The 15,133-nt window shown below is 67.8% G+C and carries 13 protein-coding genes; 10 read left to right on the forward strand and 3 right to left on the reverse strand.

Translation table 11 applies throughout. The features are described 5' to 3' along the window. The first annotated feature begins 101 nt into the window (after positions 1 to 101). The 4 genes from VCS63_RS27110 (at position 102) to VCS63_RS27125 (ending at position 2,396) form a co-directional block, all read left to right on the forward strand. Positions 102 to 566 (forward strand): GNAT family N-acetyltransferase, encoded by a 465-nt coding sequence (locus VCS63_RS27110; protein WP_042794856.1) that lies wholly within the window; start codon positions 102 to 104, stop codon positions 564 to 566. A 101-nt stretch (positions 567 to 667) separates the two neighbouring features. Continuing rightward, complete coding sequence (locus VCS63_RS27115; protein WP_076815166.1) at positions 668 to 1,036, forward strand: hypothetical protein; 369 nt, start codon at positions 668 to 670, stop codon at positions 1,034 to 1,036. Positions 1,037 to 1,066: 30 nt separating this feature from the next. Next, entirely contained in the window at positions 1,067 to 1,579 is a 513-nt protein-coding gene (locus VCS63_RS27120) for an RNA polymerase sigma factor (RefSeq protein ID WP_323881560.1), read from the forward strand. 1 nt (position 1,580) lies between these two features. After that, entirely contained in the window at positions 1,581 to 2,396 is an 816-nt protein-coding gene (locus tag VCS63_RS27125; protein WP_042794859.1) for an anti-sigma factor family protein, read from the forward strand. Here the strand turns inward: VCS63_RS27125 and VCS63_RS27130 are convergent. Genes VCS63_RS27130 through atzF form a run of 3 tightly spaced genes read right to left on the reverse strand, consistent with a single transcriptional unit; the run spans position 2,393 to position 8,654 of the window. Then, complete coding sequence (locus tag VCS63_RS27130) at positions 2,393 to 3,139, reverse strand: GntR family transcriptional regulator (protein WP_112966145.1); 747 nt, start codon at positions 3,137 to 3,139, stop codon at positions 2,393 to 2,395. The two genes, VCS63_RS27125 and VCS63_RS27130, sit on opposite strands and share 4 nt — an antisense overlap. Positions 3,140 to 3,141: 2 nt before the next feature. Next, entirely contained in the window at positions 3,142 to 6,777 is a 3,636-nt protein-coding gene (gene uca / locus VCS63_RS27135; RefSeq protein ID WP_042794860.1) for an urea carboxylase, read from the reverse strand. A 47-nt stretch (positions 6,778 to 6,824) separates the two neighbouring features. Beyond that, positions 6,825 to 8,654 (reverse strand): allophanate hydrolase, encoded by a 1,830-nt coding sequence (gene atzF / locus VCS63_RS27140; RefSeq protein ID WP_042794861.1) that lies wholly within the window; start codon positions 8,652 to 8,654, stop codon positions 6,825 to 6,827. A 370-nt stretch (positions 8,655 to 9,024) separates the two neighbouring features. Here atzF and urtA point away from each other — a divergent pair, with 370 nt between their 5' ends. The 6 genes from urtA to VCS63_RS27170 all read left to right on the forward strand — a co-directional run bounded on the left by urtA (position 9,025) and on the right by VCS63_RS27170 (position 15,093). Continuing rightward, complete coding sequence (gene urtA, locus VCS63_RS27145; protein ID WP_042794862.1) at positions 9,025 to 10,278, forward strand: urea ABC transporter substrate-binding protein; 1,254 nt, start codon at positions 9,025 to 9,027, stop codon at positions 10,276 to 10,278. Between the two features lie 20 nt (positions 10,279 to 10,298). Next, positions 10,299 to 11,930: an urea ABC transporter permease subunit UrtB gene (urtB, locus tag VCS63_RS27150; protein ID WP_323881562.1), complete on the forward strand. Its 1,632-nt coding sequence runs from the start codon at positions 10,299 to 10,301 to the stop codon at positions 11,928 to 11,930. Continuing rightward, on the forward strand, positions 11,927 to 13,066 hold the full coding sequence (urtC, locus tag VCS63_RS27155; protein ID WP_042794864.1) for an urea ABC transporter permease subunit UrtC: 1,140 nt from the start codon (positions 11,927 to 11,929) through the stop codon (positions 13,064 to 13,066). The genes urtB and urtC overlap by 4 nt, the downstream gene beginning before the upstream one ends. Next, positions 13,063 to 13,902, forward strand: coding sequence for an urea ABC transporter ATP-binding protein UrtD (urtD, locus tag VCS63_RS27160; RefSeq protein ID WP_323881564.1), 840 nt, complete (start codon positions 13,063 to 13,065; stop codon positions 13,900 to 13,902). The genes urtC and urtD overlap by 4 nt, the downstream gene beginning before the upstream one ends. Position 13,903: 1 nt before the next feature. Then, positions 13,904 to 14,602 carry an urea ABC transporter ATP-binding subunit UrtE gene (urtE, locus tag VCS63_RS27165; protein ID WP_323881566.1) on the forward strand — a complete coding sequence of 233 codons (699 nt, stop codon included), beginning with the start codon at positions 13,904 to 13,906 and terminating at the stop codon, positions 14,600 to 14,602. A gap of 77 nt (positions 14,603 to 14,679) precedes the next feature. Next, positions 14,680 to 15,093 (forward strand): DUF2946 family protein, encoded by a 414-nt coding sequence (locus tag VCS63_RS27170; protein ID WP_063643453.1) that lies wholly within the window; start codon positions 14,680 to 14,682, stop codon positions 15,091 to 15,093. Positions 15,094 to 15,133 lie beyond the last annotated feature (40 nt).

The following is a 15,133-nucleotide window of genomic DNA, read 5'->3' on the forward strand; positions in this document are numbered from 1 at the left end:
GCCGGGCGCCGACGGCGGGCTGGCGCCCGGAGCCCAACCGCTCTATAACCTGAGAATCAGGCCGGCATGCCCGCCGGACGCCCTCGCCTCCTTCCCCGTCCATGACCTTGTCCTGCTCCCTGGCGCTGCAGCCCGCCACCGAAGACGATCTGCCCTTCCTGCTCACCCTGCGCAAATCCACCATGCAGGAACACCTGCGGCGCGCCGGCGCGCCGCTGGATGACGACCACCACCTGGCCCGCATCCGCTACCGTTTCGATGACGCCAGGATCGTCTGGCTGGACGGCCGCCCCGCCGGCCTGTTCAAGCATGGCCGTGACGCGGCCGCCTGGCGCATCATCCAGATCCAGATCGACCCGGCGTTCCAAGGCCGCGGGCTGGGCCGCCGCTTGCTGCAACGCGTGCTGGACGAGGCCGACGCCGAAGGCGTCCCCGTTACCCTGAGCGTGCTGAAGGGCAACCCCGCCCGGCGCCTGTACGAAGCGCTGGGCTTCATCCCCATGGAGGAAACCGAACTGGAATTCGAAATGCGTCGCGAACCCGGCGCTGTCCGGCCGGCCGGCTGACCCTTTGCAACTTCTTTCAGCCCGGCTGGAATAAAGCCGGGACCGGCAGCGTCTGTAGAGGGCAGTCTCCCACTTTCCCCTATCTACGTACGAGGCAAACCATGCGCAAACACATCGCCGCAGCCCTGGCCATTTCCGCCGCCGCCCTGTTTTCGGCTGGCGCCCATGCCCAGGCCGTCAAGACCCAGGACGGCATGCTGGTCAATAGCGCCGGCATGACGCTTTACACCTTCGACAAGGATGCCGGCGGCAAGAGCGCCTGCAATGACCAGTGCGCCAAAATCTGGCCGCCGGTCATGGCCAGCGCCGACGCCAAGCCCATGGGCGACCTGACCGTCATCACCCGCGACGACGGCAGCAAGCAATGGGCCAGCAAGGGCAAGCCGCTGTACACCTACGCCAAGGACGCCAAGGCCGGCGACAAGACCGGCGACAACTTCAAGGAAGTCTGGCACATCGCCAAGCCCTGACGCGGTGGTTCCCATCAAACGCAGCAACCCATGCGCGCCGAAGACGAAGCCCTGATCCTGGCCTGCATCCCCAGCCTGCGGCGCTATGCCCGCGGGCTGACGGGCGACCCCCATCGGGCCGACGACCTGGTTCAGGACACGCTGGAGCGCGCGTGGAGCCGCTATTCGCGATGGCAACGGCGGGGCGAACTGCGCGCCTGGATGTTCGGCATCATGCACAACCATTTCATCGACGGCGTGCGCGCCAGCAGCCGGCGCGCCGAACAGACCGCCTTGGGCGAGTTGCCCGACGCACCGGTGCGCGCCACCCAGACGGATCACCTGGAGGTGCGCGACCTGGACCGCTGCCTGCAAGCCCTGCCCGGCGAGCAGCGGGAGGTGCTGCTGCTTATCTGCGTGGAAGACCTGTCCTATCAGGAAACCGCCCGGATACTGGACGTGCCGATGGGCACCGTCATGTCGCGCCTGTCGCGCGCCCGCGAGAAGCTGGGCGCGCTGATGCAGGCGCGCGACACCGTCAGCAAGCTCCATCGCGTGAAATGACATGAACGAAAAACGCCTCCATGCGGTGCCCGGCACGGGCACCCCGATTACCGAAGCCGACCTGCATGCCTATGCGGACGGCCAATTGCCGCCGGCGCGGCGCGCCGAGGTCGAGACTTTCCTGGCCGCGCACCCGCAGGACCAGGGCCGCGTCGATGAATGGCGGGAACAGCGGCGCCTGCTGCACGCCATGCTGGATCCGGTGCTGGACGAGCCGCTGCCGCTGCGCCTGCCCCTGGCGCGGCCCGCGAACCCGTGGCCGTGGCGCGCACTGGCGGCCGGCGTGGCAATTGCCGCCGTGAGCGCCAGCGCTGCCTGGATCACCCGAGGCGCCATGGACGCCCGCCAGCTGCAAGCGGCGCTGGCCACGGCCAGCCCGGAACGCGTCGCCGGCGGCTACGCTCAGCGCGCCGCCATCGCCCACGCGGTCTACGCGCCCGACATGGGGCGCCCCGTGGAAGTGGGCGCCGACAATGAGAAAGGCCTGGTCACCTGGCTCACCAAGCGCATGGGCGCGACCATGCGCCCGCCGTCCCTGTCGCAGGCGGGTTACGAGCTGGTGGGCGGCCGCCTGCTGCCGGGCGGCGCAGGCCCGGTGGCGCTGTTCATGTATGGCGCGGCGGACGGCCAGCGGCTGACGCTTTACGTGACCCGCGAGGCTGCGGGCGGCCAGACGGCATTCCAGTTCACCCAGGAAGGCCCGGTGCGGGTGTTCTATTGGGTCGAAGGACAGTTCGGCTACGCCCTGTCCGGCGCGGTCAGCCGCGACGAGCTGCTGCGCGTCTCGCAGGAAGTCTACCGGCAACTGCAGGGCTAGCCCAAGGACGGGGCGCGCCCGCCGGCTTGCGCCCGCGCCTCGTGCAGCATATGCAGCGTGATCTTGCGCACCTCCGCGCGGCTCATGCCGATATGCGAACGCAGCATGCGGGCGGCTTCATCGGCCCGCCGCGCCAGCACGGCGCGCAGGATCGCGGCGTGCTCCTCATAAGTGGCGTCCACGCGGAAGTCCTTGGTGAAGTCCAGCCGCCGCACGATGCGGATCTTCTCGGTCACGTCGCGATGGATCTGCGCCATCTCGGGGTTGCCGGCCGCGGCCACCAGCGAACAATGAAACGCTTCGTCCAACTGCGCCACCAGCCGCCCGTCCAGGATGCGCTGCCGCGGCGGCGCCAGCCACACGTCTTTCAGCGCGCCCAGGATGCCAGCGGGATCCATATGCTCCCGGGCGCATAGCCGTTCCACGGCAGCCTGCTCCAGCACCACGCGCACGTCGTACAGCGCTTCGAAGCGCTCGAAATCGAAAGGCCGTACCTGCCAGCCGCTGCGCGGCTGCGGCAGCACGTAGCCTTCGCGCTCCAGCCGTGCCAGGCCCAGCCGCACGGGAGTGCGGCTGACGCCCAGCCGAGCCGCCACCTCGGCTTCGGTGAAACGTTCGCCCGGCAGCACGCGGAAGTCGAACAATTCTTCCTTCAGGCATTGGTAGACCTGATCGGCCAGCGAGCCGGCCAGGGCCGGCGCCTGGCGCATGGCCGGAACGGTTTGCACGGATTCCAGGCGCATGCTCAGGCGACGGGGCAGGCCACGTCTTCGGCCAGCACGATCAGCGGGTCGCCGGCATTTACGGGTTTGCCGGGCACGCAGCGGATCGCGGCCACGGTCCCGGCCGCGGGCGCGATGACGGACAGCTCCATCTTCATGGCCTCGACCACCACCAGCGTGTCGCCGGCCGAAACGCTCTGGCCCACTTGCACGGGGATCTTCCAGACGTTGCCGCACATGTCGGCGCTGACCAGGCTTTCCCCTTCGCGCAGCGCTACCTCGGGGTCTGGCTCGGGACCCGGCGCATCCTGCTCCACCGCGGCGCCCTCGCTTTTCCACAGCGCCACCTCGGCATCGAAGGCGCTTCTTTGACGCATCTGGAAGGCAGCAATGCTGTCGGCCTCCTCCGCCAGGAAACGCTGGTGCGCCGCGAAATCGAAGACCTCTTCCTCGATGCGGATCGTGGCGCGGCCTTCGCGGAAGTCCTCGCGCAGCACGTCGAGTTCCGCCTCGCTCACGGGGTAGAAGCGCACCTGATCGAAAAAGCGCAGCAGCCAGGGCTTGCCATCCTGGAACACCGGATTCTTCAGGAACTTGTTCCAGATCGGCAGCGTGCGCCCGACCAGTTGATAACCGCCAGGCGAATCCATGCCGTAAATGCACATGTACACGCCGCCTATGCCCACCGTGCCTTCGGCCGTGTACGTGCGCGCCGGGTTGTACTTGGACGTCAACAGGCGGTGACGCGGATCTATCGGCACGGCGCAGGGGGCCCCCAGGTACACGTCGCCCAGCCCCATGATCAGATAGCTGGCGTCGAACACAATGTCGCGGACCTGCTTGCGGCTGGCCAGGCCATTGATGCGCTGGATGAAGTCCACATTGTTCGGCAACCAGGGCGCGCTGGCGCGCACGGTCTCCTGATAGCGCTGCACCGCGCCCAGCGTGGCCGAGTCCTCGAACGCCATGGGAAGGTAGACCACGCGGGTGGGCACCTTGAGCGTGGCCACGTCGGCCAGGCCCGCTTCAATGCGCAACAAGCGCTCGATCAGCTCGCCTTGCAGGATGACGCGGCTGTCATAGCGGATCTGCAGCGAACGCACGCCGGGCGACAGCTCCTGCACGCCGCCGATAGGATCGGCGTTGAGCGCCTCCATCAGCAGGTGTATGCGCATGCGCAGCGCCAGGTCCAGCACGTTGTCGCCGTATTCCAGCAGCAGGTAGCCGTCGCCCGCCTGGCGGTAGGAGACCGAAGGCCGCGCGCCCTGCGCCGGCAGCGCAGCCACAATGGGCTCCGCGACCGCGGTCGCGACGGGCGCTTGGTCCGGGCCGGCCTGCACCGGTGGGGCCAGTTCGGCCACGCAGCGATCCTGCGCCGCCTCCAGCGCCACGGCCTGCCGGTAATCCATGCGCACGAAGCGGATGCGGTCGCCGGGCTTGACCTGCCCCACCTTCCACAGTTCGGCGCGGGCGATGGTGACGGGGCAGACGAAGCCGCCAAGGCTGGGACCGTCGCGCGTCAGGATGACGGGGCTGTCGCCGGTGAAGTTGATACTGCCGATGGCGTATTCGCAGTCGTGGATATTGGACGGGTGCAAGCCGGCTTCGCCACCGTCCTCACGCGCCCACGTTGGCTTGGGGCCGATCAGGCGCACGCCCAGCCGGTTGGAGTTGTAGTGCACCTCCCAGTCCGCCGCGAAAAACGCGTCTATGGCTTCGGGCTGGAAGAAATCCGGCGCGCCATGCGGACCGTAGAGCACGCCGATTTCCCAGGCATTGCCGTAAGCCGGTATCAATCCGGCGGGCGCTGCCTGGGGCTCGGACACGGCGGGCGCCGCTTCAGCCAGCCCGGGGCGGACCAGCGGCAGCATGTCGCCCACGCGCAGCGTGCGGCCGGCGTGGCCGCCGAACTGCCCCAGCGCAAAGGTAGAGCGGCTGCCCAGATAGACCGGCACGTCCAGGCCGTTACGCACGGCCAGGTAGCTGCGGCAGCCCGACAGCGCGCGGCCGGTCGCCAGCACCTGGCCCGAGCGCACGGCCACCGGGGCCCACATAGGCACCGGTTCGCCATCCAGCGTGGCCTCGCAGGCGGCTCCCGTCAACGCCACGATGGCGTCGCCATGAAAGCGCAAGGTCGGACCGACCAAGGTGGCCTCGATGCCGGCGGCATCGGCGGCATTGCCGACGATGCGGTTGGCCATGCGGAAGGCATAGTCGTCCATCGGTCCCGACGGCGGCACGCCGATATCCCAGTAACCCACCCGCCCCGGATAATCCTGCACGCTGGTATAGGTGCCTGCCACCAGCACCTCGATCGCGGCGGGCCGGTAGGCGAAGCTGTCCAGGAAGCGCGTGGACAGCTCGCCGGCGCGAAAGCGCGCGTCGTCCACGATCTGCCGCAGATAGTCCAGGTTGGTGGCAATGCCATGCAGGCGCGTGCGGGCCAGCGCGGCGGACAACTTGTCCAGCGCGGCCTCGCGCGTGTCGGCGTGCACGATCAGCTTGGCCAGCATGGGGTCGTAGAACGCAGGCACGTCGGTGCCGGTCTCGACCCAGCCATCCACTCGCACGCCATCCGGGAAGGACACCTCGGTCAGCATCCCCGGCGATGGCTGGAATTGGCGCAGAGGATCCTCGGCATAAAGACGCACTTCAATAGCCGCGCCCTGCGGCGCGCGCGACATGGCGGCGTAGTCCAGCGGTTCGCCCGCGGCAACGCGCAACATGCATTCCACCAAGTCCAGCCCGGTCACCGCTTCGGTCACGGGATGCTCGACCTGCAAGCGGGTGTTCACTTCCAGGAAGTAGAAGCTGTCGCGCGCCGGATCGTAAATGAATTCCACGGTGCCGGCGGAGCGGTAGTTGACCGTTGTGCCCAGCCGCACGGCGGCGTCGAGCAACGCCGCGCGCGTCGCCGCGGGCAGCAGCGGCGCGGGGGTTTCTTCGATGACTTTCTGGTTGCGGCGCTGCACCGAGCAGTCGCGCTCCCCCAAGGCCAGCACCCGGCCGGCGCCATCGCCGAATATCTGGACTTCCACATGGCGCGCATTCTCGACGTAGCGCTCGATGAAGGCGCCGCCATCGCTGAAGAAGTGTTCGCCCATGCGCTGCACGCTGTCGAAGGCGGCGGTCAGCTCGGCTTCGTTTTCGCAGCGCGACAAGCCGATGCCGCCGCCGCCCGCCGTGCTTTTGAGCATGACCGGATAGCCGATGCGTTCGGCCTGCGACAGCGCTTCGCCCAGGCTGCTCAGCAGGCCCGTGCCGGGCGTCATCGGTACGCCGGCCTCGGCCGCCAGCTCGCGGGAACGGTGCTTCAGGCCGAATTCGCGTATCTGCAAAGGCGTAGGGCCGACGAATGCAATGCCCGCGGCCTCGCAGGCCTGCGCGAAATCGGCGCTCTCGGACAGGAAGCCATAGCCGGGGTAGATCGCCTGCGCGCCATGCTCGCGGGCGGCAGCCAGCAACAGATCCATGCGCAGGTAGCTATCGGCGGCCTTGTCGCCGCCAAGGGCCACGGCCACGTCGGCGGCGCGCACGTGCGCGGCGTTGCGGTCCGGGTCGGAGTAAACAGCCACGCTGCGTATGCCCAGGCGCTTAAGCGTGCGGATGGCGCGGACGGCGATTTCGCCGCGGTTGGCAATCAGAACGGTATCGAACACGGTGCGACTCCCTGATGACTTTGCGGGGGGATTGGCTTAGGCGGGGATCAGGCTTTGGCGGCCAGGCTGGCCAGATAGGCGCGCCAGCCGCCGAACCCGGTGATGTCGCGCGCGCCCTCCAGGCCGCGCGGCTCGCAGATGAAGCCCTTGACCTCGCGGCCATCCTCCAGCGTCAGCGTGCCGATTCCGAGCGGCGCGGGGATTTCGGCCACGAATGCGCCGAAGGCAGTCAGCGGCACATCCCAGAGCTCCACCTCGATGGGCGCGCCACTGGCCGACTTCACCAGCCCGGGCTTGGGCGGCGAGGTGTTGGCCAGGGCATACAGGCGGTAGTCGCCCGCCGTTCGCGTCTGCTCGACGAACACGGCGCCGCGCGAGGTCAGTTGATGATTCAGCGGCATGCCGCGCAGGTGCGCGCCGACCACCGACACGCGCACTGTGTCACGCGTTGGCGCGCGGCCCGGGCCGGCGGCGGGCAACGCGGCGCCGGTGGCGCCCAGGGGCAGCCCGAGACGCGCCTGCCATTGGCGGCCGAACTGCGCCAGGGCATGGTCCTGCCACGCCAGGCCCAGCAACGTGATGCCCGCGGGCAGCCCATCGCCGCGCATGCCGGCCGGCAGCGCCAGCGCCGACAGATCCGCCAGGTTCGCGAAGTTGGTGTAGATGCCCAGGCGCGAATTCAGCGTCACTGGATCGGCTTGCAGTTGAGCGATGGTGTAGATCGAGGGAGCCGTCGGCACGACCAGGGCGTCGAAGCCTGCCAGCGACTGATGGATGCGCCGCGCCAGTTCCGCGCGCCTGTACTCGGCCTTGAACGTGTCCAGCGCGGTATAGCTGGCGGCCTGCTCGACAATGCCGCGCACCACCGGGTGGATGGCGTCGGGATTTCGCTTCCACAGTGCCTCCACGGCCGCGAAGCGCTCGGCCACCCACGGGCCTTGATAGAGCAGCGCGGCCAACTCGTTGAACGGCGTGAAGTCGATGGGTTCGACCGTCGCGCCGGAATCTTTCAGGACACGCACCGCCTCGTCGAACGCGGCCGCCGCCTGCGCGTCGCCGAAGAACTCCCGCTGCGCGGGTATCGCCAGCCTGGGCTGCGCGGGCCAGGGACGCTCGCTCGCGACAGGCTGCGGGCGCGAATAGGGATCGCGCTCATCGAAGCCCGCCGCGATGTCTGCCACGAGCTCAGCGTCATCGACCGTCAGCGCAAACACCGACACGCAGTCCTGGGTGCGGCATGCCGGCACTACCCCGGCCGTGCTGAGCCTGCCCTTGGTGGGCTTGAGACCGACGATGTTGTTAAAGCCTGCCGGCACGCGGCCCGAGCCCGCGGTATCGGTGCCCAGCGAGAATGCCGCAAGCCCACGCGCCACCACGGACGCCGAGCCCGAACTGGAGCCGCCGCTGACGTATTCCGCATTGAAAGCGTTGGCCACGGCGCCCAGCGGCGAACGCGTGCCCACCAGCCCGGTGGCGAACTGATCCAGGTTGGTCTTGCCGACCAGGATGGCGCCTGCCGCGCGCAGCCGGCTGACCACGGTGGCATCCTGGTCCGGCATGTACGCAAAGTCCGGGCAGGCCGCCGTGGTGGGCCAGCCAGCGGCATCGATGTTGTCCTTGATGGCGAACGGCACCCCATACAAGGGCAAGCGCGCCAGGTCGCCGCCAGCGGCTTCCAGCAGCCCATGCAGGGCATCGAGCTGCCGAGCCAGCATGGCGCCGTCCACGCGTTTGATCCAGGCGTTGTCTGACGGGCCGCCGCGTTCGGCCCACGCGGCCAGCAAGGTCTCGGGCGTGGCGCCCTCCTCGCGATAGGCAGCCTGCCACTGCGCGATCGTCCAACCTACCGGGCCCTTCAGCGTTGCTACGGCGTTCATGCTGGAATCCTTTCTTGTATACAAGTACGGATTCCCAAGCAATCGGCGTGCCATGTTGGCCGACGCCCGGTGCTTGCCCCTTGTTCTCCCGGCGACGCTGCGCCCCGCGACCATCCGCGCGCATGTCGCCATCCCGCCCGCGCACCGCCAGCGGGCGGGACGCGCACCCATGTTGTGCACGCGGCACCACATCGATCCCTACCGCCCGGGTTCCGCCACCGCCCGCGCGCGCACGCCGGACTGCCCCTTCCTATAGCGATCCCCGCCAGCTTGCGCGGCTGGCATGCCTTTTGCTTTGAGGTCCTTGTTGTCGGGTGTTGTTCAGATCGTTCTCGCCGGCCCAGCCGGCACATTCCATTCAGGAGTCACCATGAAACGCAGACTAGCCCTTAAGCAACTGACCGCCGTGAGCCTGTTGGCCATGTCCGGATGGATGCCGCAGGTACTCGCCGCCGAGGACACCATCAAGGTCGGCATCCTGCATTCGCTGTCGGGCACGATGGCGATCTCGGAAACGTCGCTCAAGGACGTGGCCCTGATGACCATCGACGAAATCAACGCCAATGGCGGCGTGATGGGCAAGAAGCTGGAAGCCGTGGTGGTGGACCCCGCGTCGAACTGGCCGTTGTTCGCCGAGAAGTCGCGCCAGTTGCTGTCCCAGGACAAGGTGGCGGTGGTCTTCGGCTGCTGGACCTCCGTGTCGCGCAAGTCCGTGTTGCCGGTGTTCAAGGAACTGAACGGCCTGCTCTTCTACCCCGTGCAATACGAGGGCGAAGAACTGGAGAAGAACGTGTTCTACACGGGCGCGGCGCCCAACCAGCAAGCCATACCGGCGGTGGAATACCTGATGAGCGAGGACGGCGGCGGCGCCAAGCGCTTCGTGCTGCTGGGCACCGACTACGTCTACCCGCGCACCACCAACAAGATCCTGCGCGCGTTCCTGCATTCCAAAGGCGTCAAGGACAGCGACATCGACGAGGTCTACACGCCCTTCGGCCACTCCGACTACCAAACCATCGTCGCCAACATCAAGAAGTTCGCCACCGGCGGCAAGACCGCCGTCATCTCCACCATCAATGGCGACTCCAACGTGCCCTTCTACAAAGAGCTGGGCAACGCCGGCCTGAAGGCCACCGACGTGCCGGTGGTGGCCTTCTCGGTCGGGGAAGAAGAACTGCGCGGCGTGGACACCAAGCCGCTGGTGGGCCACCTGGCCGCGTGGAACTACTTCCAGTCGGTCAAGAACCCGGTCAACGAGGCCTTTATCCAGAAGTGGAAGGCCTATGCCAAGGCCAAGAACCTGCCCAACGCGAATACGGTGGTAACCAACGATCCGATGGAAGCCACGTACATCGGCATCCATATGTGGAAGCAGGCGGTCGAGCAGGCCAAGACCACGGACGTGGACAAGGTCATCGCGGCCATGGGCGGCCAGACCTTCAAGGCGCCGGACGGCTACACCATCGAGATGGACAAGACCAACCATCACTTGCACAAGCCGGTCTACATCGGCGAAATCAAGGCGGACGGCCAGTTCAGCGTGGTGTGGAAAAGCAAGGGCCCGATCCGCGCCCAGCCCTGGAGCCCGTACATCCCGGGCAATGAAGGCAAGCAAGGACTCTAACGCTCTCGGGACAAGCAGCCATGCGCATCGCGGCAATCACACTGTATTTGCGTCGTTTCCTGCTGGCATGGCTGTTGTCCGTGCCGCTCGCGGCCGCTCCGGCGGCCGCGGCGGGCGTGGACCCGGCCCTGCTTGCGGCGCTGGCCGGCGACGATACGGACGCCAGGCTGCAGGCGATTGCCGCGCTGGGGCAATCGCCCGACCCGGGCGCCGCCCAGGTGCTGCAGGCGTTGGGCGAAGACCGGCTCTATGCCACCGATGACGGCCGCGTGCTGATCGGCGACGGCGGCACGCGCGCCACCGACGCGGCGACGGACGCCGCCGCCGAGGTGCCCGCGGGCACAGGCACCATCGGCATCAACAACCGGCTGCGCCGCGCTATCGAAGCCGCCCTGGCAAGCTCGCGCCTGTATTCCGAGCAGCCCGCCGAACGCCTGGCCGCGGCCCGCCGCCTGCAGCAGACCGGCGACCCCGCCCGCCTGCCCATGCTGGAAAAGGCGCTGGCTTCGGAAAAGAACGACGCCGTGCGAGATGCGCTGCTGATCGCGCAGGCCAATCTCGAACTCAAGAGCAGCGACCCCGCCAAACGGCGCCATGCGGTGGAGGTGCTGGGCGCCACCCGCAATGCCGCGTTCCGCCCCACGCTGGCCGCGCTCACGCAGGAGCGCGACGGCGTCCATGCAGAGCCCGATGCCGGCGTGCGCGAGGCCGCCGCGCATGCGCTCAAGCAGATCGACCGGCACCTGGCCACCATTGAATGGGCCGGCAACCTGTTTTACGGGATCAGCCTGGGCAGCGTGCTGCTGCTGGCGGCGCTGGGGCTGGCCATTACTTTCGGTTTGATGGGCGTTATCAACATGGCGCACGGCGAACTGCTGATGATCGGCGCCTATGCGACCTATATGGTGCAGACGGCGTTCCGCGCCTGGCTGCCGGGATGGCTGGACTGGTATGTGCTGGCAGCGCTGCCGCTGGCCTTTGTCGTGACCGCGCTGGTCGGCATGGCGCTGGAACGCACCGTCATACGCTGGCTCTATGGCCGTCCGCTGGAAACGCTGCTGGCGACCTGGGGCATCAGCCTGATGCTGATGCAAGGCGTGCGCACGCTGTTCGGCGCGCAGAACGTGGAAGTGGGCAATCCCAGCTGGATGTCTGGCGGCATCACCGTGCTGGGCGGGCTGGTGCTGACCTACAACCGCCTCGTCATCATCGGCTTCGCGTTCTTCGTGGTGTTCCTGGTCTGGGCGCTGCTGAATCACACGCGCCTGGGCCTGTTCGTGCGCGCCATCACACAGAATCGCCGGATGGCCGATTGCGTGGGCGTGCCCACCGGCCGCGTCGACATGCTGGCCTTCGGGCTGGGTTCCGGCATCGCTGGATTGGCCGGAGTCGCGCTCTCTCAATTGGGCAACGTGGGGCCGGACCTGGGCCGCGGCTACATCGTGGATTCGTTCATGGTGGTGGTGCTGGGCGGTGTGGGCCAGCTGGCCGGCACCGTCATCGCCGCGCTGGGCCTGGGCGGCGTAAATAAATTCCTGGAGCCCTATGCCGGAGCCGTCATGGCCAAGATCACCATCCTGGCGCTCATCGTGCTGTTCGTCCAAAAGCGGCCACAAGGCCTGTTCGCCCCCCGTGGCCGGAGCGTCGAATGAAACAGAACGCGCTGACTGACCTGAATCTGCTGACCCGCCGCCCGCTCTTCTCGGGCCGGGTCTGGACGGCCCTGGCTGCGGCGGTGGCCCTGCTGGCGCTGCTGCCCTTGCTGAATCTCGTTTTCCCGCCGGGCCATGCGCTGCACGTGTCCGCGTATGCCGTGGCGCTGCTGGGCAAGTTCATGTGCTACGCCATGGCGGCGCTGGCGCTGGACCTGGTGTGGGGCTATGCCGGCATCCTGTCTCTGGGCCACGGCCTGTTCTTCGCGCTGGGCGGCTATGCGCACGGCATGTACCTGATGCGCGCCATCGGCCGCGACGGCGTCTACCAGAGCGACCTTCCGGATTTCATGGTGTTCCTGGACTGGAAGACCTACCCCTGGTACTGGTCGTTCACGGAACACTTCTGGTACGCCATGCTGCTCGTCGTTCTGGTGCCCGGCCTGCTGGCCTTCGTGTTCGGCTACTTCGCGTTCCGTTCTCGCATCAAGGGCGTGTACTTTTCGATCATCACGCAGGCCCTGACCTTCGCCGCCATGCTGCTGTTCTTCCGCAACGACACGGGCTTCGGCGGCAACAACGGCTTTACGGACTTCAAGCGCATCCTCGGCTTCGACATCACCGCGCCGGGCACGCGGGCGGCGCTGTACTGGATCACGCTGGGCGCGCTGGCCGGCGCGCTCATCCTGGCGCGCGCGGTCACGCAGAGCAAGCTGGGCCGGGTGCTGACCGCCGTGCGCGACGCCGAAAGCCGCCTGCGTTTCATCGGCTACGACCCGCTGGGCTTCAAGCTGTTCGTATGGACCCTGTCCGCCGTGCTCTGCGGCATCGCCGGCGCGCTCTACGTGCCGCAGGTCGGCATCATCAACCCCAGCGAAATGTCCACCGAGACCTCGATCGAAATGGTGATCTGGGTCGCCACCGGCGGGCGCGGCACGCTGGTCGGCCCCATCATCGGGGCAGGCGCGGTCAACGGACTGAAGACCTGGTTCACCAGCGTGCTGCCTGAGTTCTGGCTATACGCGCTGGGCCTCATCTTCGTGCTGGTGACGCTGTTCCTGCCCACCGGCATCGTCGGATTGGCACGCCGCGCCGCCGCCCGCCTTTCCGTCCGCTCCCAGGGGAAACAAGCATGACCAGCACGCACATCGAATCCGCCGCGCTCGACGGCGGCCCCAGCGGCGAGGCGGGCTACGGCCGCGTCAGCCCCAAGGGCCTGGACACGAGCCACGGCGCCATCCTCTACCTGGAGGGCATCACGGTCAGCTTCGACGGCTTCAAGGCCCTGAACGATCTGACGCTGGACATCGGGGTGGGGGAACTGCGCTGCATCATCGGCCCCAATGGCGCGGGCAAGACCACGATGATGGACGTCATCACCGGCAAGACTCGGCCCACGTCGGGCACGGCCTACTTCGGGCAGAGCATCGACCTCACCACGCTGAACGAAGCGCAGATCGCGCACGCCGGCATCGGCCGGAAGTTCCAGCGGCCCACGGTGTTCGAACAGCACACCGTCTTCGAAAACCTGGAACTGGCGATGAAAACCGACAAGCGCGTGCGACCCACGCTGTTCTCCCGGCTGAGCGGCGAGCAGGCCGACCGCATCGGCGAAACGCTGGACCTGATCCGGTTGCGGCCGGAAGCGGCCCTGCCCGCGGGGCTGCTGTCGCATGGACAGAAGCAATGGCTGGAGATCGGCATGTTGCTGATGCAGGAGCCGCAATTGCTGCTGCTGGACGAACCGGTGGCCGGCATGACCGATGCCGAGACCGAACGCACCGGCGAACTGCTCAACGAGTTGCGCGGACGCCATTCCCTGATGGTGGTGGAACACGACATGGACTTCGTCAACCAGATCGCGGGCGACGGCAAAGTCACGGTGCTCCATGAAGGCTCGGTGCTGGCCGAAGGGCCGATGAGCAAGGTACAGGCCGATCCGCGCGTCATTGAAGTCTATCTGGGGCGCTGACATGCTGGACGTGAACGCGATCGACCAATACTACGGTGGCAGCCACACGCTGCGCGGCGTGTCGTTGGCGCTGCGCCAGGGCGAATGCCTCGCGCTGCTGGGCCGCAACGGCGTGGGCAAGACCACCTTGCTCAAGTGCGTGATGGGCGTGCTGCCCGTGACCCGCGGCCACATCGCCTTCGATGGCGCCGACGTCACGCGGCTGGCGCCGCACCAGCGCGCCGCGCGCGGCATGGCCTACGTGCCGCAAGGCCGCGATATCTTCGCGCGCCTGACCGTGGAAGAGAACATCCTCATGGGCATGGCGGCCAAGCCGGCGGCGCGCGCGCGCCGCATCAAGGAAGAAGTGTACGAACTGTTCCCGGTGCTGCGGACCATGCTGCCGCGCCGCGGCGGCGACCTGTCCGGCGGGCAGCAGCAACAGCTGGCCATTGCCCGCGCCCTGGTGGCCGAGCCCAAGCTCATCATCCTGGACGAACCCACCGAAGGCATCCAACCTTCCATCATCAAGGACATCGCCCGCGTCATCCACATGTTGCGCCAGCGCGGCGACATCGCCATCCTGCTGTGCGAGCAGTACTTCGACTTCGCCCGCGAACTGGCGGACCAGTTCGTGGTGCTGTCACGCGGCGAGGTGGTGGCGCGCGGCGACCGTGGCGCGATCGACGGGGAAGACGTGCGCCGCCACTTGTCGGTCTAGCGCCTCCGGCGCGAGGGCTGTTTTTATTGAGCCGCCTCTGGACGACGAGCCCATCTGCTCCGATATAATCGAGCGCCATGTGCTCCGCTGCCTTCCTGACCCGCCCCGCCCTGTGGATCGCGCTCCTCGCGATCCTGTGGGCGTCATTGGCGCCGTCGTTGGCCCATGCGCTGAGCCTGTCTCCCGCCAGCCACAACGCCCATCGCGTCAGCGTCGACTTCTGCACCACCGAAGGCGCCGCGCAAGCTTCCCTGACTCTGGACGTGCCGGGCAAGAGCGATGATGGCACGCAGGCCGCCGACCATGGCGACGGCCATCACTGCCCGCTTTGCCGCAACCCCAATGCCGACGTGGGCATCCTGCCCGCGCCCGTGCCCGTCGTGCCGGCCCCCCTTGGGCGCGCCATCACGTATCCGCCGCTGTTCTTCCTGGCGGCACACTCCCTTCATGCCTGGAGCGCGGCGCAGCCGCGCGCGCCGCCCGCAGCCTGAGCCGGCGCGCCCCGCCGCCTGAGCGCGGCCGGTCTGCGTC

This window comes from Achromobacter sp. D10, assembly GCF_035282245.1.
Classification (GTDB): domain Bacteria; phylum Pseudomonadota; class Gammaproteobacteria; order Burkholderiales; family Burkholderiaceae_B; genus Achromobacter; species Achromobacter insolitus.

Excerpts from the sequence above, each read along its gene's own strand:
- VCS63_RS27110 (WP_042794856.1), top strand. The coding sequence starts at position 102 with ATGACCTTGTCCTGCTCCCTGGCGCTGCAGCCCGCCACCGAAGACGAT.
- VCS63_RS27115 (WP_076815166.1), top strand. The coding sequence starts at position 668 with ATGCGCAAACACATCGCCGCAGCCCTGGCCATTTCCGCCGCCGCCCTG.
- VCS63_RS27120 (WP_323881560.1), top strand. The coding sequence starts at position 1,067 with ATGCGCGCCGAAGACGAAGCCCTGATCCTGGCCTGCATCCCCAGCCTG.
- VCS63_RS27125 (WP_042794859.1), top strand. The coding sequence starts at position 1,581 with ATGAACGAAAAACGCCTCCATGCGGTGCCCGGCACGGGCACCCCGATT.
- VCS63_RS27130 (WP_112966145.1), bottom strand. The coding sequence starts at position 3,139 with ATGCGCCTGGAATCCGTGCAAACCGTTCCGGCCATGCGCCAGGCGCCG.
- atzF (WP_042794861.1), bottom strand. The coding sequence starts at position 8,654 with ATGAACGCCGTAGCAACGCTGAAGGGCCCGGTAGGTTGGACGATCGCG.
- urtA (WP_042794862.1), top strand. The coding sequence starts at position 9,025 with ATGAAACGCAGACTAGCCCTTAAGCAACTGACCGCCGTGAGCCTGTTG.
- urtB (WP_323881562.1), top strand. The coding sequence starts at position 10,299 with ATGCGCATCGCGGCAATCACACTGTATTTGCGTCGTTTCCTGCTGGCA.
- urtC (WP_042794864.1), top strand. The coding sequence starts at position 11,927 with ATGAAACAGAACGCGCTGACTGACCTGAATCTGCTGACCCGCCGCCCG.
- urtD (WP_323881564.1), top strand. The coding sequence starts at position 13,063 with ATGACCAGCACGCACATCGAATCCGCCGCGCTCGACGGCGGCCCCAGC.
- urtE (WP_323881566.1), top strand. The coding sequence starts at position 13,904 with ATGCTGGACGTGAACGCGATCGACCAATACTACGGTGGCAGCCACACG.
- VCS63_RS27170 (WP_063643453.1), top strand. The coding sequence starts at position 14,680 with ATGTGCTCCGCTGCCTTCCTGACCCGCCCCGCCCTGTGGATCGCGCTC.